The sequence below is a fragment of the Janthinobacterium sp. FW305-128 genome, from assembly GCF_020858135.1.
Taxonomy (GTDB): Bacteria; Pseudomonadota; Gammaproteobacteria; order Burkholderiales; family Burkholderiaceae_D; genus Janthinobacterium.
The window spans coordinates 223,372-242,843 of record NZ_JACYMK010000012.1 but is presented as its reverse complement, the minus strand read 5'-3'; the positions used below and the strand labels follow the sequence as shown (position 1 = coordinate 242,843).

19 protein-coding genes are annotated in these 19,472 nt (G+C 64.3%); 12 read left to right on the top strand and 7 right to left on the bottom strand.

All coding sequences use genetic code 11. From position 1 onward, the window contains the following. Nucleotides 1-106 precede the first annotated feature (106 nt). The 5 genes from mreC to IGS60_RS23820 are packed head-to-tail and all read left to right on the top strand — an operon-like array spanning nucleotide 107 to nucleotide 5,836. On the top strand, nucleotides 107-1,168 hold the full coding sequence (gene mreC, locus IGS60_RS23840; protein WP_070222785.1) for a rod shape-determining protein MreC: 1,062 nt from the start codon (nucleotides 107-109) through the stop codon (nucleotides 1,166-1,168). Then, nucleotides 1,165-1,677: a rod shape-determining protein MreD gene (gene mreD / locus IGS60_RS23835; RefSeq protein WP_035824494.1), complete on the top strand. Its 513-nt coding sequence runs from the start codon at nucleotides 1,165-1,167 to the stop codon at nucleotides 1,675-1,677. Before mreC ends, mreD begins: the two co-directional genes overlap by 4 nt. Nucleotides 1,678-1,689: 12 nt before the next feature. Continuing rightward, nucleotides 1,690-3,660 (top strand): penicillin-binding protein 2, encoded by a 1,971-nt coding sequence (gene mrdA / locus IGS60_RS23830; protein WP_230506391.1) that lies wholly within the window; start codon nucleotides 1,690-1,692, stop codon nucleotides 3,658-3,660. Nucleotides 3,661-3,668: 8 nt separating this feature from the next. Further along, complete coding sequence (rodA, locus tag IGS60_RS23825) at nucleotides 3,669-4,784, top strand: rod shape-determining protein RodA (RefSeq protein ID WP_070222781.1); 1,116 nt, start codon at nucleotides 3,669-3,671, stop codon at nucleotides 4,782-4,784. Further along, nucleotides 4,784-5,836 (top strand): septal ring lytic transglycosylase RlpA family protein, encoded by a 1,053-nt coding sequence (locus tag IGS60_RS23820; protein ID WP_230506390.1) that lies wholly within the window; start codon nucleotides 4,784-4,786, stop codon nucleotides 5,834-5,836. The genes rodA and IGS60_RS23820 overlap by 1 nt, the downstream gene beginning before the upstream one ends. A gap of 160 nt (nucleotides 5,837-5,996) precedes the next feature. Here IGS60_RS23820 and IGS60_RS23815 read toward each other — a convergent pair whose 3' ends face one another. Genes IGS60_RS23815 through argS form a run of 7 tightly spaced genes read right to left on the bottom strand, consistent with a single transcriptional unit; the run spans nucleotide 5,997 to nucleotide 12,183 of the window. After that, on the bottom strand, nucleotides 5,997-6,686 hold the full coding sequence (locus tag IGS60_RS23815) for an SPOR domain-containing protein (RefSeq protein WP_230506389.1): 690 nt from the start codon (nucleotides 6,684-6,686) through the stop codon (nucleotides 5,997-5,999). Beyond that, complete coding sequence (locus IGS60_RS23810; RefSeq protein ID WP_230506388.1) at nucleotides 6,680-7,438, bottom strand: type III pantothenate kinase; 759 nt, start codon at nucleotides 7,436-7,438, stop codon at nucleotides 6,680-6,682. The genes IGS60_RS23815 and IGS60_RS23810 overlap by 7 nt, the downstream gene beginning before the upstream one ends. A 4-nt stretch (nucleotides 7,439-7,442) precedes the next feature. Then, the gene (locus tag IGS60_RS23805) at nucleotides 7,443-8,246 is read right to left on the bottom strand and encodes a biotin--[acetyl-CoA-carboxylase] ligase (protein ID WP_070222772.1); all 804 of its coding nucleotides are present in this window, start codon (nucleotides 8,244-8,246) and stop codon (nucleotides 7,443-7,445) included. 10 nt (nucleotides 8,247-8,256) lie between these two features. Then, complete coding sequence (locus IGS60_RS23800) at nucleotides 8,257-9,018, bottom strand: SDR family oxidoreductase (RefSeq protein ID WP_230506387.1); 762 nt, start codon at nucleotides 9,016-9,018, stop codon at nucleotides 8,257-8,259. 37 nt (nucleotides 9,019-9,055) lie between these two features. Beyond that, nucleotides 9,056-9,727, bottom strand: coding sequence for a thiol:disulfide interchange protein DsbA/DsbL (locus IGS60_RS23795; protein WP_230506386.1), 672 nt, complete (start codon nucleotides 9,725-9,727; stop codon nucleotides 9,056-9,058). Nucleotides 9,728-9,736: 9 nt separating this feature from the next. Then, nucleotides 9,737-10,453 carry an SPOR domain-containing protein gene (locus IGS60_RS23790; protein WP_070289966.1) on the bottom strand — a complete coding sequence of 239 codons (717 nt, stop codon included), beginning with the start codon at nucleotides 10,451-10,453 and terminating at the stop codon, nucleotides 9,737-9,739. 20 nt (nucleotides 10,454-10,473) lie between these two features. Then, nucleotides 10,474-12,183, bottom strand: coding sequence for an arginine--tRNA ligase (gene argS / locus IGS60_RS23785; protein ID WP_230506385.1), 1,710 nt, complete (start codon nucleotides 12,181-12,183; stop codon nucleotides 10,474-10,476). A gap of 375 nt (nucleotides 12,184-12,558) precedes the next feature. Between argS and rsmB the strand changes: the two genes are divergently transcribed. From rsmB to IGS60_RS23750, 7 genes are all read left to right on the top strand, one after another. Beyond that, complete coding sequence (gene rsmB, locus IGS60_RS23780) at nucleotides 12,559-13,980, top strand: 16S rRNA (cytosine(967)-C(5))-methyltransferase RsmB (protein WP_230506384.1); 1,422 nt, start codon at nucleotides 12,559-12,561, stop codon at nucleotides 13,978-13,980. Between the two features lie 97 nt (nucleotides 13,981-14,077). After that, nucleotides 14,078-14,584, top strand: coding sequence for a DUF4390 domain-containing protein (locus IGS60_RS23775; RefSeq protein WP_226939765.1), 507 nt, complete (start codon nucleotides 14,078-14,080; stop codon nucleotides 14,582-14,584). Next, the gene (locus IGS60_RS23770) at nucleotides 14,584-16,881 is read left to right on the top strand and encodes a PAS domain-containing sensor histidine kinase (protein ID WP_070222758.1); all 2,298 of its coding nucleotides are present in this window, start codon (nucleotides 14,584-14,586) and stop codon (nucleotides 16,879-16,881) included. Before IGS60_RS23775 ends, IGS60_RS23770 begins: the two co-directional genes overlap by 1 nt. Nucleotides 16,882-16,979: 98 nt before the next feature. Beyond that, a complete protein-coding gene (locus IGS60_RS23765; RefSeq protein WP_070222756.1) occupies nucleotides 16,980-17,699 on the top strand; it encodes a response regulator in 720 nt (239 codons plus the stop codon). Beyond that, nucleotides 17,696-18,097: a GTPase gene (locus IGS60_RS23760; RefSeq protein ID WP_070311047.1), complete on the top strand. Its 402-nt coding sequence runs from the start codon at nucleotides 17,696-17,698 to the stop codon at nucleotides 18,095-18,097. Before IGS60_RS23765 ends, IGS60_RS23760 begins: the two co-directional genes overlap by 4 nt. 156 nt (nucleotides 18,098-18,253) lie before the next feature. Further along, complete coding sequence (locus IGS60_RS23755) at nucleotides 18,254-18,511, top strand: DUF3567 domain-containing protein (RefSeq protein WP_070222752.1); 258 nt, start codon at nucleotides 18,254-18,256, stop codon at nucleotides 18,509-18,511. A gap of 86 nt (nucleotides 18,512-18,597) precedes the next feature. Continuing rightward, the gene (locus IGS60_RS23750) at nucleotides 18,598-19,377 is read left to right on the top strand and encodes a class II glutamine amidotransferase (protein WP_071650236.1); all 780 of its coding nucleotides are present in this window, start codon (nucleotides 18,598-18,600) and stop codon (nucleotides 19,375-19,377) included. The last annotated feature ends 95 nt before the right edge of the window (nucleotides 19,378-19,472 follow it).

Here is a 19,472-nt window from a genome sequence, read left to right as displayed (position 1 = left end):
TGACAGAAGGGCCGGAAACCATTCCGGCCTTTTTTTGGTTTTGGCGCCGGCGTCTGACCGGGGCCTGCACGTTGGCGCACTGCGCCTGGCCTGATTATTGGAAGTCATGGAATACAGTCCTCCGCCACTTTTCAAACAAGGCGCCTCCGCCCGCGTCAAGATGATGGTGTTCGCCGGCATTTCTATCGCCCTGCTGCTGGTCGATTCGCGCATGCACGCGCTGACGGCCGTGCGTCAGGCGGTCGGCACCGTGCTGTATCCGGTGCAGATGGCGGCCCTGGTGCCGCGCGACGTGGCGCTGGGCGTCGGCAATTACTTTTCTTCGTTGTCGGCCCTGGAAAAACAGGTGCGCGACCTGAAGCACGAACAGATCGCCTCGGCGCAGATCCTGCAGCAGGCGCAGCTCAACATCGTTGAAAACAACCACCTGCGCAAGCTGATGGAAGCGCGCGAGCGCGTGCCCGTCAAGACCATGATGGCCGAAGTGCTGTACGACACGCGCGATTCGGCCTCGCGCAAGATCGTGCTCGATCGCGGCATCCAGAACGGCGTGGAACTGGGCCGCCCCGTGATCGACAACCTGGGCGTGGTGGGGCAGGTCACGCGCGTGTTCCCGTTCACCTCCGAAGTAACGCTCTTGACCGATGAAGAGCAGGCCATTCCCGTGCAGCTGCTGCGCAACGGCGTGCGCAGCGTGGCCATCGGCCGCGGCAAGTCGGGCACCATGGAGCTGCGCTTCACGGCCCCCAGCGCCGACATCCAGATCGGCGACATCGTCATCACCTCGGGCCTCGACGGCCTGTACCCGGCCGGCCTGGCTGTGGCGCGCGTGACCCTGGTCGAGCGCAATGCGCATGGCCCGTTCGGCCGCGTCGTGTGCCAGCCGCTGGCCGGCATCGAACGCAACACCCAGCTGCTCATCCTGATGACGTCGCCCGATATTCCGCCGCGCCCGCCCGCCGAAGATGTCAAGACGGGCCGCAAGATCGCCGGCAAGATGGCGCCGATCAAGGACCCGGCCAAGGAGCCTGCCGCCGCCGCGACAGCCCCCGCCGCGAAGCCGCCCGCCAGCGCCGCGCCGAAACCGGCGGCGCCGGCAGGACCTGCCGCAACGCCTGTAACAACGCCAGCACCTGCCGCCGTGCCACCGAAGGAAGCGACACGATGAACCGCCCGCATTACATCCTGCTGCCGGTCAGCCCCCTGTTCATCGGTTTTTCCCTGCTGTGCGCTTTTTTGCTGAATCTGCTGCCATGGGGCCAGTTTGTCGGCGTGCCCGATTTCGTCGCGCTGGTGCTGGTCTTCTGGGGCATCCACCAGCCGCGCAAGGTCGGCATCGGCGTCGCGTTCTTCATGGGCCTGATGATGGACGTGCACGATTCGACCCTGCTGGGCGAGAATGCCTTGGCGTATACCTTGCTGTCGTATTTCGCCATCATGATGCACCGGCGCGTGCTGTGGTTCCCCATCCTGACGCAGGCGTTGCACGTGCTGCCGCTGCTGCTGCTGACGCAGGCGCTGCAATTGCTGACGCGGCTGATCGTCTCGGGCCGTTTCCCCGGCTGGCTCAATTTCATCGAGAGCTTCGTCGCCGTCGCCCTCTGGCCTTTCGTGACGTGGATCCTGCTGGCGCCGCAGCGCCGCGCCGTGGACCGCGACCATAACCGGCCGATCTGACGGGCGCCTGCCATGACCGAACTGAAAAATACCGAGCGCGAACTGCATTTTTTCCGCATGCGCCTGACCATCCTGGGCGCGCTCGTCTTCGTCTGCTTTTCGCTGCTGCTGGCGCGCTTCATCTGGCTGCAGGTGATCAAGCACGAAGACTACGCGACCAAGGCTGAAGACAACCGCATCGCCGTGGTGCCCATCGTGCCCACGCGCGGCCTGATCCTCGACCGCAACGGCGTGGTATTGGCGCGCAATTACTCGGCCTACACGCTGGAAATCACGCCGTCGAAATTGAGCGCCAGCCTCGATTCGGTGATTGACGAGCTGTCGACCCTGGTGCAGATCGATATCAAGGACCGCCGCCGCTTCAAGAAGCTGCTGGAAGAATCGAAGAACTTCGTCAGCGTGCCGCTGCGCACGCGCCTGACGGACGAGGAAGTGGCGCGCTTCACGGCGCAGCGTTTCCGCTTCCCCGGCGTGGAAGTGCAGGCGCGCCTGTTCCGCCAGTATCCGATGGGCGAGGTGGCCTCGCACGTGGTGGGCTTCATCGGCCGCATCAACCGCAATGAAGCCAAGGCGCTGGAAGAGGGCGAGGACGCGGCCAACTACAACGGCACCGACCATATCGGCAAGGAAGGCCTGGAAAAAAGCTACGAAAAGCAGCTGCATGGCACCACCGGCTACGAAGAAGTGGAAGTGTCGGCCGGCGGGCGCGCCATGCGCACCCTGTCGCGCACGGCGGCCACCCCCGGCAACAACCTGATCCTGTCGATCGACATCGAACTGCAGAAGGTGGTCGAGGAAGCGTTCGGCGAATGGCGCGGCGCGGCCGTGGCCATCGACCCGGCCACGGGCGACATCCTCGCCTACGTCTCCAAGCCAGGCTATGACCCCAACCTGTTCGTCGACGGCATCGACCAGCAAAGCTGGAACGAACTCAATACCTCGCTGGACCGGCCGATGGTCAACCGTCCCCTGTCGGGCACCTACGCGCCCGGTTCGACCTTCAAGCCCTTCATGGCGCTGGCCGCGCTGGAACTGGGCAAGCGCACGCCGAGCCAGTCGATTTCCGATCCCGGCTTCTTCATCCTCGGCGGCCATACCTTCCGCGACGACAAGGTGGGCGGCCATGGCACGGTGGACATGCACAAGTCCATCGTCGTCTCGTGCAACACCTATTACTATCAGCTGGGCCGTGACATGGGCATCGACGCCATCCACGACTTCATGAAGCCGTTCGGTTTCGGCCAGCTGACCGGCATCGACCTGAATAATGAAAAGACGGGCGTGCTGCCGTCGACGGAGTGGAAGCGCAACCGCTTCAAGACGCCGCAGCAGAAAAAATGGGTGGGCGGCGACACGATTTCGGTGAGTAACGGCTCCGGCTACAACTCCTACACGCCGCTGCAGATCGCCCACGCGACGGCCAACCTGGCCAATAACGGCGTGGTGATGAAGCCGCATCTGGTGAAGATCATCGAAGACGCGAGCACGCGTGCGCGCACCCTGACGGTACCGAAGGAAAGCTACCGCATCGCGCTCAAGCAGGAAAACATCGACATCATCAAGCGCGCCATGGTGGGCGTGACCAGCGAGCAGGGTGGCACGGCCGCGCGCATCTTCACCGGCGTGCAGTACACGGTGGGCGGCAAGACTGGCACGGCGCAGGTGGTCGGCATCAAGAAAAACGAGAAGTACAATGCCAAGCTGCTGGCCGAGCGCCTGCGCGACAACGCCCTGTTTACGGCCTTCGCGCCGGCCGACAAGCCGCGCATCGCGATCGCCATCGTGGTGGAAAATGCGGGCTTCGGCGCCGGCGTGGCCGCGCCGATCGCGCGCAAGGCGCTCGACTACTACCTGCTGGGCAAGCGCCCGAGCGACAAGGAAAAAGACACCACCAAGGTGCCCAAGGAAGATGTCGACGAAGTGCGCACCCTGGAAGAAATCACCGACGAGCAGGCCGCCCCGGCGCCGCCTGCCAGGCAATAAGGAAGCACATGCCCATTAACGAGAGGCGCTCGCTGTGGCGGCGCGCCAAACCCTACCTGGCGGTGTTCGATCCGCCGCTGATGATCATCATCCTGATGCTGCTGTGCACCAGCCTGCTGACCCTGTATTCGGCCAGCATCGGCATCCCCGGCAAGATCGAGGACCATCTGCGCAACATCATGCTGTGCTTTTTCGTCATGTGGGTGGCGGCCAACGTCACGCCGCAGATGATGATGCGCATCGCCGTGCCGGCGTACACGGTATCGGTGATCTTGCTGGTGGCCGTGGCGCTGTTCGGCACCATCAAGCTCGGTGCGCGGCGCTGGCTGCATATCGGCGTGATCGACATCCAGCCGTCCGAATTCCTGAAGATCGCCACGCCGCTGATGCTGGCCTGGTTCTTCCAGCATAATGCGGGCGCCCTGCGCTGGAAATCGTTCCTGATGGCGGCCGTGCTGCTGCTGGTGCCCGTCTACCTGATCGCGCGCCAGCCCGACCTGGGCACGGCGCTGCTGGTGGTGGCGGCCGGCTTTACCGTCATTTTCCTGGCCGGCCTGTCGTGGAAGGTGCTGGCCGGCTTGCTGATCACCTTTGTTTCCTGCCTGCCGATCGCCTGGTCGCACCTGCATGATTACCAGCGCGACCGCGTGATGATGCTGATCGACCCGACCAAGGACCCGCTGGGCAAGGGCTTCCATATCATCCAGTCCATCATCGCCATCGGTTCCGGCGGCATGACGGGCAAGGGCTGGACGCACGGCACGCAGGCTCACCTGGAATTCGTTCCGGAGCGCACCACCGACTTCATCTTCGCCGTGTATTCGGAGGAGTTCGGCCTGGTCGGTAATCTGATTTTGATGCTGATGTATTTACTGCTGGTGGGACGGGGGATGATGATCGCCGCCAACGCCCCCAGTTTTTTCACTCGCCTGCTGGCAGGAGCGATAACTATGATTTTCTTTACGTATGCGTTTGTCAACATGGGCATGGTCAGCGGCATCGTGCCGGTGGTCGGCGTTCCCCTTCCATTCCTCAGCTATGGCGGCACCGCGCTGCTGACCCTGGGCGTGGCCACCGGCATCCTGATGAGCATTCAGCGCCACCGCAAGCTGGTGCAGACCTGATGCGGGCGCCTATCGATACCTTCGCCATGCGCGGGCTGAGCCTTGTCGCCTTGCTGACCCTGGCCGCCTGCGGCACCGCGCCGCACAAGCCCGCATCGAACAACGTGCCGCTGCCGTCGGGCGGCAAGGTCAAGGTGCCCGTGCGCCAGGATCCCACCTTGCCGGTCTTGCCGGCGGCCGGCTCCGGGCGCGGCGGCTACTACAAGGATGACGGCCCGGGCGACAATCCGCCCGCCAACCTGCGCGACGTGCCCGATGCGGAAGTGCGCAACGAGCCGTATTCGACGCGCTCGAACCGCCCGTATGTCGTCTTCGGCAAGACGTACACGCCGATCACCGACAACGAGCCATTCAAGCAGAAGGGCACGGGCACCTGGTATGGCAAGAAATTCCATGGCCAGCGCACCTCGTCGGGCGAAATCTACGATATGTACAAGATGACGGCGGCCCATCCGACCTTGCCGATTCCATCGTATGCGCGCGTGACGAGCATCGACAGCGGCGAGCAGGTGATCGTGCGCATCAACGACCGCGGCCCGTTCCACGCCACGCGCGTGATCGACGTGTCCTACACGGCGGCGCTGAAACTGGGCTTTCTCGGCAAGGGCAGCCACCAGGTGGTCGTCGAACGCCTGCTGCCGGCCGATATCGATGCCATCCTGGCGGCCCGCGCGGCGCCCAAGCCGGTGCCGTCGGTGGTGGCCATTTCCATCGATACGTCGGCCGACAGCGAACCGGAAATGCGCGCCGTGGTGCAGCCTGAAATCACCGCGCTGTCAGCGGTCGATGCCACCGTGGCCGCGCCCGCGCCAGCGGCGCTGGCCACCGGCTTCTACCTGCAGCTGGGCGCCTATTCGCGTGCGGACAATGCGGAAGCGGGCCGCGCGCAACTGGCGCCGTATGCGCAAACGCTGGGCAATCTTGATGTGGTGCCGGCCGGCCCGTTGTTCCGCCTGTACGGCGGACCGTTCACGAGCCGCACCGATGCGGCGCGCGCGGCGGCCAGCCTGCCGGCGTCGGCGGGTGTCAAACCGATCGTCATTGAGAGATGAGCGTAGGTCGGATTAGCGTGCAAGCGCGTAATCCGACACCATGGTTGGCGTCGCTGGCGTTGTCGGATTACGCGCAAGCGCTAATCCGACCTACCTGGCTGAATCACAGTGAGCATCGCAGGTTGCCTATGTCGGACGCGCAGTAGGTTTGGTCCGGCGCTTATTTACAGGAGCGCAGTTCCTGCTCGTCGAACTGCTTCGTGATCTCGGCCAGCCGCGCGCGCGTGGCGGCGTCGAGGTCGCGGAACTGGTAGGCGAATTGCTTGCTGGCGCTGTAGCGCGGCGCGACGCGGGCGCTGTGCACGCCCTGTTTGTTGAGCGATGCCAGCTGACTTTGCGCGCTCGTTTCCGACTTGAATACGCCCAGTGAAATGCCCCAGCGCAGCGGGCTGTTTTCGTTCATGATGAAGTAATTCGTCACGCCCAGCTGCTTCAATTCGCCGGCCTTGCGGTCGGCGCCTTCCTTGCTGCCCTGCGGCGGGATGTACACCATGTAGCTGGAAATGTCCTGGCCGGCGACGTTGCGGCGCGACTGGCGGTCGCCCAGGCTCAGCGCGGCCACTTGCGCTTCGAAGCGGCGGCCATCGGCCAGCAGGAAATTGCCCACCTCCGTGCACGCATACGATGGCGGCGGCGCCGGCGTTTCTGCGGCGACCGGCGCAGGCGCTGTGGCCACGGCCGGTGCGGTCGCCTGCTCCTGCGTCAGCAAGGTGAGCTTGCCCGCCTGCAGCTGGTTTTTCAGGCGCGCCGGTTCGCGCGTCTCGGCGCGAAAACTGCCCAGATAACCCTGGCCGATGGCCAGCACCAGCAGGTTGACGCCGGCCAGCAGCCAGAAGACGAATTTCAGCATACGTGGTTTCCTTGTGTTCCTGCCGCCCCGGCGCGCGCGGCCGTCTGCAGGCCGATCATGACGATATTGTCGACCAGGTGCAGCGGCACCGCCAGCGCCAGGGCCGGTGCGATGCGCGCTGCGGCGCCGCCCGACAGCAGGCAGGCGCTGGCGCCGTGCATGCGCACGGCCCGTTCGATGGCGCCCGCCTGCGCCGCCAGGCAGCCGGAGAGGATGGCGTCGTCCGTATTGTCGGCAAAGCCGGCCGGCAGCATGGCGTCGCTGGCGATGTGCGGCAGCTGCGCCGTGTTGCGCGCCAGCGAACTGGCCATCAGTCCCAGTCCCGGCAAGATCATCCCGCCGAGGAAAACGCCATCGGCCGTGATGGCGTCGATGGTGGTGGCGGTGCCGCAATTGGCGACGATGACGGCCTGGCCAGGCGCCAGCGCGTGCGCGCCGATGGCGGCGGCAAAGCGGTCGCAGCCCAGTTGCGACGGCGCGCGGTAGCCGTTCGTCAGTCCGACCAGCTGCGGCAGCGAGACAAAGTCACGCGGCACGACCGGCAGCATGGCGCGCAGGCGCGTGCCGATGACGGCGCCGGCCACGTTCGACATCAGCGCTTCGCTGATGGCCAGTGGTGCCCAGTGCGCGGCCAGGGTGTCGATCTGCGCATGCGCGACGGCGCCGCTGGCCAGCCAGCCGCCGGCGGCACTGTCGGCGGCCACGAGCGCCCATTTGATGCGCGTATTGCCGGCGTCGATCAGCAGCAGCATGCGCTCACTCCCCGGCCAGGCGCAAGGACACGTCGCCCGACATGACTTCCTGCAGGCCGCCGTCGGTGCGCAGCAGCAAACGGCCCAGCTGATCCACGCCGGCCGCCACGCCTTGCTGCAGCAGCTGGCCGTTGTCGAGGATTTTCACGTGCTGGCCCTGCCACGCGTGCAGCAGGTTCCAGCGCTCGGCAAACGGCGCAAAGCCGGTGTCGTCGAATTCGGCCAGCACGCCGGCCAGGCGGCTGAGCAGCGCCGCCACCAGGGTGTTGCGCTCCATCTGCGCCAGCCAGGGCACGGCCGAGACGCTGCGCCCGATCTGCCGTTCCAGCGCATCGGGCATCAAGAGATTGATGCCGCAGCCGATGACGGCCCACACGCCGCCGCTATCGTCGCCCTGTGCCTGTTGCGTTTCGACGAGGATGCCGGCCAGTTTGTGGCCATCCTTGAGCAGGTCGTTCGGCCATTTCAGTTGCACCGGCACGCCCAGCGCCGTCATGCTTTCGGCCAGCGCCACGCCGACGGCCAGCGGCAGGCCGACCAGCTGGTGCAGCGGCCCCTTGAAGCGCCAGGCCAGCGAGAACATCAGGCTGGCGTCCGCCTGCGACACCCATGGCCGTCCGGCGCGCCCCCGTCCGGCCGTCTGCTGGCCGGCGATGCGCAGGGTGGGGCCGGCCAGGCTGGCGCAGCGCGCCAGCAGGTCGGCGTTGGTCGATCCCGTTTCATCGACCACTTCGATGGCAACGTGCGAGGCGCCGGTGGCGCAATGGGCGGCGATGGCCGCGCTGTTCAAGTCTGAGTGCTTCGTCATGTTGGTCAGTTCAGTTGCGCGCCTTGTGCGGCGCATTCGCGAAGGCCCGGTCGTAGACGGCATTGGGCAGCGCGCGCAGCAGCTTGGCGACGACGCCCATCTGCCACGGGATCACGCGGTAGCTGTCGCCGTCGGCGATGGCGCGCGCGGCGCGCACGGCGAATTTTTCGGCCGGCATCAGGAAGGGCATGCGGTAGGCGTTGTGGCGCGTCATCGGCGTGTCGATGTAGCCGGGCGTGATGGTGACGACCTTGATGCCCGCCGGTTTCAATTCCAGGCGCAGCGATTCGCAGTAGCTGATGACGGCCGCCTTCGAGGCGCTGTAGGCTTCGGCGCCGGGCAGGCCGCGGATGCCGGCCACGCTGCCGATGCCCACCAGGCGTCCGCTGCCCTGGCTTTTCATTGTGGAGATAAAAGGCGCGAAGGTGGCGACGGTGGCCGTGACGTTGATGGCGATGAGGCGCGCGAAGGCGTCGAGGTCTTCCGCGTGTTCGCTCAGGGTGCCGTAGGACACGCCGGCGCTGGCGATGACGACGTCGATGCCGCCGGCGTGGGCGATGAAGTCCTGTGCTGCGCCTTTCAGGGCGGCGTGGTCGCACACGTCGACGGCGTATGCGCGGTGGCGTTCAGGGTGGGGCAGGGAAGCGATCAGTTGCTGCAGCGTGTCGCCGCGGCGGGCCAGCAAGCCCAGTTGGGCACCCTGGCGCGCGTACTGCAGCGCCAGGGCGGCACCCAGTCCGCTCGACGCGCCCGTGATGAAAACGCGATGCATCAGGCGATGCCCGGGCGCGCCAGGGAAGTGGCCATGCTTATTTCTTTTCCGCTTTGGCTTTCGCGACCAGCACGTCCATCACGGTGAGCGCCTGGGCGTTCAGCTGCTCTTCGTTCTTGGCCGACTTGCTGCCCTGATCGGCTTGCGAAGGCGAGGTGATGTAGCGGCCGTCGATGGCGATCATGGGCCAGAACGTCACGTTATAGCCCTGCATCATGGCGTCCGCGCGGCGCACGCGGGCCGAGACGCCCATCGAACGGTAGGTGTCGATGAATTTCTGGCGGTCCACGCCCTGCTTGGCGACGAAGTCGAAGACGGCGTCGTCGGTGTTCAGGCGGTTGCGTTCCACGTGCATGGCGTGGAAGACGCCGGTGTGCAGCTTGTCGACCAGGCCCATGGCTTGCAGGGTGAAGAACAGGCGCTGCTGCGGCGCCACGCTCTCGTCGCGCGACACGTGCACGCGCTTGAAGACGATGTTGTCGCCCTGTTTTTTGACCCACGCCGCCAGCTGCGGCTCGAGCACGTTGCAGTGCGGGCAGTAATAGGCGAAGAATTCCGTCACTTCGATTTTCTTGCCCGATTCCGTCGCCTGCGGCGCGGGCAGGGTTTCGTATTCGACGCCGTTCTTCGGCTCGGCCGGCGAGGCGGAGGCGCCCAGGGCGATGCTGCACAGGGCGGCGGCGAACAGGATTTTCTTCAGAAAACGCATGCTGGTTCCTTATTTTTGGTTGCGGACGACGGCGACATCGATGCCGTTTTCAGACAGTTTGGTGCGCGCGCGGTTCATCGCTTCGAGCTGGTTGAACGGCCCGACGCGCACGCGGTGCAGCACGCCGGCGTCGGTGCTGCGGTCGCTGATGGCCGCTTCGAAACCGAGCAGCGCCAGTTTGCCGCGCGTGCTTTCGGCGTCCGACATGTCATGGAAGGCGCCGGCCTGCAGATAATAAATCCATTTGTCGCTGGCTGCATCGGCCTTGGCTTCCTTCACGTCTGCCTTGGCTTGCGGTGCTGGCGCCGCTGGTGCGGCCGCTGGCGTTTTCGGCGCCGGCTTGTCCTTCAAGGTACCGATCAATTCCTGCAGCGCGTCCGGCGGCGGTGCCTTCGGCTGCTGCGCGGGTGCGGGCGCCGGCGCCGGTGCGGCTGGCTGCGTCGGCGTGACGATCTCGCGCGGCTCCTTGGAGAAGTCGCGCGCCGCTTCCTTGGCCGCTTCCTTGTTGCCGTACATCGGCTTGTTCGGGTCGGCGATCTGGCCGGCCGTCGGTTCGGCCGACTTGCCGGCCTTGCCCGACTTGTCGGTGAAGGGCGAGGCGCCCTTGGTGATCACCAGGGCGACCACCACGGCGATGCCCAGGCCGATGACCAGGCCGATGATGATGCCGACCAGGGTATTGCCCTGCTGGCGCCGGGTCGAAGAGAAGCGGGAAGCATGATTCATTGACGGTTTGACCTTCGCGATTACATTTTGTTTGGCGCGGACACGCCGATCAGTGCCAGGCCGTTGCGCAGCACCTGGCGCGCGGCGACGACGAGGGCCAGGCGGGCCATCTTGACGGCGTCGTCCTCGACCAGCACTTTTTCGGCGAAGTAGAAGCTGTGCAGGTTGGCGGCCAGCTCGCGCAGGTAGAAGGCGACCTGGTGCGGTCCCAGTTCCGCTTGCGCGCGCGCCAGCATTTCCGGGTAGGCGGCCAGAGTCGCCAGCAGGGTCGCTTCGGTCGGCGCCGTCAGCGGGGACAAGTCCACGCCGGCAAGCGTGCTTTCATCGCCGCCCCAGTTTTCCAGGATGCGGCAGATGCGCGCATGCGCGTACTGCACGTAATAGACGGGGTTTTCATCGGTGGTTTTCAGCGCCACGTCGACGTCGAAGACGAATTCCGTGTCGGCCTTGCGCGAGATCAGGAAGAAGCGCACGGCGTCGCGGCCCTTGGCGATGTCGCCGCCGCCCGACCATTCGATCAGGTCGCGCACGGTCACGTAGGAGCCGGCTCGCTTCGAAATCTTGACTTCTTCGCCGTCCTTCATGACGGTGACCATCTTGTGCAGCACGTAGTCGGGGTAGCCTTGCGGGATGCCCATGTCGACGGCCTGCAGGCCGGCGCGCACGCGCGCGATGGTGCCGTGGTGGTCGCTGCCCTGGATATTGATGGCCTGCACGAAACCGCGCTGCCATTTCACCAGGTGATACGCGACGTCCGGCACGAAATACGTGTAGGTGCCGTCCGTCTTGCGCATGACCCTGTCCTTGTCGTCGCCGAAGTCGGTGGTGCGCAGCCACAGCGCGCCATCCTGCTCGTAGGTGTGGCCCGCCTTGATCAAGGTTTCCACGGCGCTATTGACCTTGCCGTCCGCGTACAGCGACGATTCGAGGTAGTAATTGTCGAACTTCACGCCAAACGCCTGCAAGTCGATGTCCTGCTCGTTGCGCAGGTAGGTGACGGCGAACGGGCGGATCGAATCGATGTCTTCCACATTGCCGTTGGCCGTCGCTGGCAAGCCGTCGCTGGCCGCAACCGTCTTGCCGGCCTTGAAGTCGCTGGCGATGTCGGCGATGTAGTCGCCGTTGTAGGCGGACTCGGGCCATTCGGCGTCGCCGGGCTTGAAGCCGCGCGCGCGCGCCTGCACGGAGTTGGCCAGGGTCTGGATCTGCACGCCCGCGTCGTTGTAATAGAACTCGCGCGTCACTTGGTAGCCTTGCGCGTCGAACAGCGAGGACAGGGCGTCGCCCAGGGCCGCCTGGCGGCCGTGGCCCACGTGCAGCGGGCCGGTCGGGTTGGCCGAGACGAATTCGAGGATGACTTGCTTGCCGGCGCCTGCCGTGCTGCGGCCATAGCGATCGCTTTCGCCCAGGATGGTCTTGATGACGGCCTGCTTGGCGGCGGCGGAGACGCGCACGTTGATGAAGCCGGGACCGGCGATTTCCACTGCTTCGACCAGGCCCTTGCCGGCCGGGTTGGCCAGCACGGCCGTCACGATGGTTTGCGCCAGTTCGCGCGGGTTCTGTTTCAGCTGCTTGGCCAGTTGCATGGCGATATTGCAGGCGACGTCGCCATGCGATGCATCGCGTGGTCGCTCGAGCACCACGGTAGGCTCAAGCGAAGTGCCGGCCAGGACGGGAGCGAGGGCGGCCTGGAACAGGGCGATGATTTCTTGTTTCTGTTGGGCGAGCATGAGCAGGATGGCGGTGGAACCGCGTTAAGAATGAATAGAATGAATCGAAAAGCAAAACGGACGGCCATGACATCGCCGCCCAGACTGCGTTAATTATACTGGTTTGCTGCCGGGAACAATACGCTAGCCGGCAGTGTCCCCGTGCTGGCGCGTTTCACGATATTATCAGGACAGCATGCCCATGTTGGTGCGCGAAAACATCAGCATGGCGCATTCTGCTTGTATATATGCAGTTTTTTGCCGCAATTTACATGTATCGCTGCAATCGCTTGGGTCAGAGGACGCCACAAACGCTACAATCGACCCTTTATTGATGACGCGCGGCCGCGACTTTGCCTCCATGCAGCCCGCCGCGCGCAGCCACACCGGATAACTATGAACAAGCGCCCCACGCTGAAATTGAAAACCAAGCCGGCGCCAGGCCAGGCGCCTGCCGCACCGAAATTGCGTCCCAGCTACCATCCCGACCTGAAACCGGTCTTGCAGCCAGGCTTCCAACCCGATTTGCGCGCCGACTCGCTGGCGTTTTGCCTGCTGGGCGCGGCCAATGCCGTGGCGCAGGTGCGCACGGGCACGGCCCTGCCGCAGGCGCTGGCCAAGGTGTTTGCGCAATCGAACGCCAGCCCGCAGGCGCGCGGCGCCATCCAGGATATTTCCTACCGCACCATGCGTCAGCTGGGCCGCAGCGAAACGCTGGTCGGCCTGATGACGTCGAAGGCGCCGGAGCCGCCGATGCTCGCAGCCCTGCTGTGCTGCGCGCTGTCCTTGATGTCGGCCGAGCCGGGCGAGCAGCCGTACGAAGAATTCACGGTGGTCGACCAGGCTGTCACGGTGGCCACCTCGCACCCTGACCTGGCGCATGCCAAGGGCATGGTCAACGCCGTCTTGCGCCGCTTCTTGCGCGAGCGCAAGTCCTTGCTGGAAGCGGCCTTGCAGCAACCTTTGGCGCAATGGAATTATCCGCAGTGGTGGATCGATTCGCTGCGCCTGGCTTACCCGCGCGACTGGCAAGCCATTTTGACGGCCGGCAATGCCGTACCGCCATTGACCTTGCGCGTGAACCGCCGCAAGAGCACGGTCGAAGCCTACCTGGCCGTGCTGGCGGAGGCGGGTATCGCCGCGCGCCAGGTGGGACCGTTTGCCGTGCGCCTCGACAAGCCGATCGGCGTGGCGCTGATCCCCGGCTTCGAGCAGGGTGTCGTTTCCGTGCAGGATGCTGGCGCGCAACTGGCCGCGCCGCTGCTGGATTTGCAGGACGGCATGCGCGTGCTCGATGCCTGTGCGGCGCCGGGCGGCAAGACGTGCCATATCCTGGAACTGGCCGACGTGCACGTGACGGCCATTGATGCGGACGCCAAGCGCCTGCCGCGCATCGCGGAAAACCTCGAACGCCTGGGCCTGGACGCGACCTTGAAGGCGCAGGACGCGCAATCGAGCGCATGGTGGGACGGCCAGCAGTACGACCGCATCCTGGCCGATGTGCCGTGCACGGCCTCGGGCATCGTGCGCCGCCATCCCGATATCCGCTGGTTGCGCCGCAAGGGCGACGCGTTCCAACTTGCAACACTTTCATCCAAAATTCTGGACAACCTGTGGCAGATGCTGCGCCCCGATGGTAAATTGCTGTTCGTGACATGTTCGTTGTGGCCGCAAGAGTCCGAGGCACAGGCGGCGGCATTTGCGGTGCGCAATAATGCGACCCGATTGACAGCGCCTGGCCAGCTGTTGCCGACTGGCAGCGCGGAGCAGGACCACGACGGTTTGTTCTATGCGCTATTCCAAAAAAATGCGGCTTGAGCGATTCGTCGAACCTTTCCTCACGGACACTACCGGCACACTTGTGACAACACGACTCTTCCGACTCCTGGCCCTGCTGCTGATGCTGGCATGTACCATGCCACGCGCGCATGCCGCCGATATGGTCGAGATTACCCGTGCCTACATCGAGGCCAGCGAAGAGGGCTACAAGCTGGCCGCCACGTATTCCTTCGAGCTCAATCATGACCTCGACGATGCCGTGCAGCATGGCGTGCCGCTGTATTTCACGACGGAAATCGAACTGACCCGGCCCCGCTGGTATTGGTTCGATGAAAAAGCCATCGTGGCGCGCCAGACCAGCAAGCTGTCGTACAACGTGCTCACGCGCCAGTACCATGTGTCGGGCGGCGGCTTGCAGCAAAGCTTTCCCACGCTCGACGATGCGCTGTTCCTGATCCGCCGTCCCAGCCGCTGGCTGGTGGCGCGGCGCGGCGAGCTGAAAGTGGGGCAGACGTATAACGTCACCTTGCGCATGGGCATGGACCGCGATTACCTGCCCAAGCCGATACAGGTCAATGCCTTCAATAACAGCGACTGGCGCCTGGCTTCGAATAAAAAAACCTTCTTGTATACGGCGGAGTAGTGAGTCAAGCATTGCGCTATCTGCTGGTGGTGGGCGGCGGCATAGTCAGTATCCTGCTGTTCCTGCTGGCATCGGCTTCCGATAATTCCGGCTTTTTCGACCGTTACTACACCTGGCTGCTGGGCCTGAACGCGGCCGTGGCCGTGTCCCTGCTGGCGCTGGTGGGTATTTCCCTGGGGCGTCTGTACGCGCGCTACAAGAGCGGCAAGTTCGGCTCCAAGCTGATGACGCGCCTGGTGATGCTGTTCGCCGCCGTCGGCATCCTGCCGGGCCTGGTGATTTTCCTTGTCTCTGTGCAATTTGTCTCCCACTCGATCGAATCCTGGTTCAACGTCAAGATCGAAGCGGCGCTGGAATCGGGGATTGAGCTGGGCCGTGCCGGCCTCGATGCGGCCCTGGTCGAGCTCGATCACCGGGGCCACAAGGCCGTCGAAGAAATGGGCGCCGACCCGGTGGCCGGCCCGGCCGTGCTGACCAGCCTGCTGCGCGAAGAGGGCATGCAAAATGCCATGCTCGTCAGCGGCGACGGCGTGCTGCTGGCCAGCGCCGGGCCGCACAGCGCGGCCGACTTGCCGACGCCGGCCATGCTGGTACAGGCAGCCTTGCCGGCAGGCTATGCCTCCGCCGAAGGGGGACTGGAATTGCACGACGACGGCACGGAGTCGGGCGGCGGCGGTTTCCGCTCGGGCTTGCCGGCGTCGCTGGAAACGGCGGCCAGCCTGCGCCTGCGCGTGCTGGTGGCCGTGCCGGGACCGTCCGTCTCGCCCCGCTACCTGCAACTGCTGCAATCGGTGCCGCCCAAGCTGGCGACGAATGGCGAGGTGCTGCGCGCCGCCTACAGCGAGTACAAGGAACGTTTCGTCGCGCGCGTGGGACTGCGCAAGATGTACATGGAAATCCTCACCTTGACTTTGCTGCTGGCTATCTTTGGCGCCATCGGCAGTGCTTTCCTGATCGCGGGCAACCTGGCCCAGCCCCTGCTGCTGCTGGCCGAGGGCACGCGCGCCGTGGCCGAGGGCGACCTGTCGCCGCGCCCCATCGTCGCCACCAAGGATGAACTGGGTACCTTGACGCAATCGTTCAACATCATGACGCGCCAGCTGCTCGATGCGCGCACGGCCGTGGAAAGCAACCGCGCCGCGCTGCAAAACGCCAAGGCCCACCTGGAATCGGTACTGGCGAATATGTCGGCCGGCGTGATGGTGCTCGATGGCGACTTTAAACTGGTGACCTGCAATGAATCGGTCGAGCGCATCCTCCAGCATTCCGGAATGAGCATGGTGGGCCAGCCGCTGGCGCAGATTGCCGGAATGGAAGAATTTGGCGGCGCCATCATCAGCGCCTTCACGGCGCAAAGCGCGCAATCGGCGTCGGGCCGCAACCAGCAGCGCCTGCATTGGCAGCGCCAGATCGAGATTCCGCGCCGTCTGGGCAGCAGTGCCGACGAGCATGACATCACCTTGCTGGCGCGCGGCTCGCGCTTGCCGCTGGAGTCCGGCAGCGGCTACATCGTCGTGTTCGATGATATTTCCGACGTCATTTCCGCGCAGCGCTCGATCGCCTGGGGCGAGGTGGCGCGCCGCCTGGCGCATGAAATCAAGAATCCGCTCACGCCGATCCAGCTGTCGGCCGAGCGCCTGCAGATGAAGCTCGAAGGCAAGCTGGAGCAACCCGATGCAGACCTGCTCAGCCGCGCCACCACCACCATCGTCAAGCAGGTCGATGCGATGAAGCGCATGGTCGACGACTTCCGCGACTATGCGCGCACGCCGCCGGCCGTGCTCGTGCCCCTGCGCCTGAACGAGCTGATCGAAGAGATCCTGAACCTGTATCTGCGCGGCGACGATGGCGACATCATCCACCCGCTGCTGGCGCCGAATCTGCCGATGGTGATGGGCGATCCGACCCAGTTGCGCCAGGTGATCCATAACCTGCTGCAGAACGCGCAGGACGCCATGGCCGACCTGCCGCCGGATTCGCCGCATCCGCGGATTGACGTAAGGACGGAAGCAATTCATTATCGCAGTGCGGACGGCGGCGTGAATATCGCCGTGCGGCTGGCCATCACGGACAATGGTCCTGGTTTTGCGCCAAAAATCCTGGCGCGCGCCTTCGAGCCGTATGTGACCTCGAAGGCCCGCGGCACGGGATTGGGCCTGGCGATGGTCAAGAAAATTATCGATGAACACGGCGGACGCATCGATATCGAGAACCGGGTCGACGGCAATGGCGCTTCGGTGGTCATTTTGCTGTTAAAGTTAGCTCCCGACACTCCTGCCCAGGAATTCCTGGCGTGAGGGTCTGGTTTAGTATTTAAAACACTAATAAAATCATAGTTGTCCGCCGTGTACATCTTGTGCGCGACGGCCGGCGAAATGAGGAAGGCAAGACACGAATGGCAAACATACTCGTAGTGGATGATGAAATGGGTATCCGTGAGTTGCTCTCGGAAATTCTGGGCGACGAAGGACATGCTATCCAGCTGGCCGAAAATGCGCAGCAGGCGCGCGAAGCGCGTGCCGCCGGTGCGCCGGATCTGGTATTGCTGGATATCTGGATGCCCGACACCGATGGCGTCACCTTGCTCAAGGAGTGGCAGCGCGATGGCTTGCTGACCATGCCGGTGATCATGATGTCGGGCCACGCCACCATCGATACGGCGGTCGAGGCGACGCGCATCGGCGCCATGAATTTCCTGGAAAAACCGATTGCCTTGCAAAAACTGCTGAAAGCGGTCCAGCAAGGCTTGACGCGGGCACAGGAAACCGTGCGCGCGCCGAGCGTGGCGCCGCGTCCCGCGGCACCCGTGGTGACCGAGGAAAGCAGCCATCCCGTGCCCAGCTTTGGCGGCAGCGCGCCGCAACAGCTGATGGTGCGCCCAGGCATCGCCGTACCGGCGGTGGCCGAAGGCCATGGCTACAACCTGTCGTTCGACTTGCCGCTGCGCGAGGCGCGCGATGCGTTCGAGCGCATGTATTTCGAACACCACCTGGGCCGCGAAGGCGGCAGCATGACCCGCGTGGCGGAAAAAACGGGCCTCGAACGCACCCATTTGTACCGCAAACTGAAACAGCTGGGCGTCGAACCGGGCAAGCTGGCCAAGAAAGGCCTGTGACGTCAGCCGTACGGCGTCCGACGCCGCTGACCCTGGTCAGCGGTGGTTGCGCGGCCGGGCGCGAGGCGGCCATCGCGCAAGCCTTGCAGCCTGGCCAGCCGGCCGCCGTGATCCTCGAGGGTCTCGCTGACGGCAACGCCATCCTGGCCGACCTGGCCGAACAAATTTCTCCTTCTCCATCGTTTCCACTGCAACTGTTGCGTATTGCGCCCGGCTGCCTGTGCTGCAGCGGCAATCTCGTATTGCGTGTAACATTAAATCGTCTGCTGCGCCATCCACCCGCGCGCCTGTTCATCAGCCTGGCCGACGCCTCGCATATCGAACAGCTGCGCACCTGGCTGACGGCCAGTCCCTACGATGTCCTGCTGGCGCTGGAACCGGACCTGCTTGTTTCCTGAACGCGGCTTTCTGACGGTATTACCGCAGTCGCAGTTTGCATCTCGTTACAACTCTGTAGCCCGCAGGGTGGCCCGGCCGCTTGAAATGGCGGCGTGGGGACCCCACCTCTGTCCTGAAACCGCAAGAGTTTCTCTTGCTTGAGCGAAGGATGCAAAATGAACCTGATCTATAACAGCGAACAATACAGCGTCGTGGAATTCGGCGTCGATGGCGACCTGGAAGCCCTGCGCTTCGGCGGCTATGAAATCGTCGACAAGGGCGGCAAACGCGAGACTTTCATCGCGGGAGTCCTCGCGCAAAACTTCCGCCGCGACGTCACGGAATTGATCGCCAGCGAACCGAGCATGGAAGAGATCGATGAATTTTTGGGCAGCTATGATTCCCTCATGAGCCAGCCGGTCCTGTTGCACTGATTCTGGCTGTCTGATGGCCATCGCCACCATACCAATCCGCAAGGCGGCGTGGTATGGTGGGCATGTTATCCTGCTGCAAACAGACCATGTGCCAACTTCTCGGAATGAATTGCAATGTCCCCACGGATATTGTCTTTAGTTTTACCGGCTTCGCCATGCGCGGCGGCCATACCGATACCCACCATGACGGCTGGGGCATCGCCTTTTTCGAGGGCGCTGGCGTGCGCCATTTCGTCGACCACCAGGCGGCCATCGCCTCGCCCGTGGCCGAACTGATCAAGCGCTACCCCATCAAGTCGCGCAATGTCATCGCGCACATCCGCAAGGCCACGCAAGGCCAGGTGGCGCTGGAAAACTGCCACCCGTTCGTGCGCGAACTGTGGGGCCGCTACTGGGTCTTTGCCCACAATGGCGATTTGAAGGAGTTCAACCCCGTGCTGACGGGCAGTTACCGCCCCGTTGGCTGCACGGACAGCGAACTGGCTTTCTGCTACCTGCTGCAGGAGCTGCACGCGCGCTTCGGCGACGCCCCGCCGGCCTTGCCGCAACTGCATGCCGCGCTGGCGGAGCTGTTGCCCGGCATCGCTGCCCACGGCACGTTCAACATGATGCTGTCGAGCGGCGAGGCGCTGTTTGCCCATTGCTCGACCAGCTTGCACTATCTGGTGCGACAACATCCGTTTCCAACTGCTAAACTCTCCGATGAAGACCTGAGCGTGGACTTTTCCCAGGTGACGACGCCCCAGGACAGAGTGGCCGTGATCGTTACCCAGCCGCTGACGACGAATGAACAATGGACGGCGTTTGCGCCCGGCGAATTGAAATTATTTGTCGATGGGATGGTGCAAGACACGCCAGTGGCCTGATTTTTGACGACAATAGCCTTGATTACTGCCAAAATACCCACAGCGCGGGCGAAATTCAGCTAAAGTATTGTCAATAGTGAACCTTGATGCGGGCG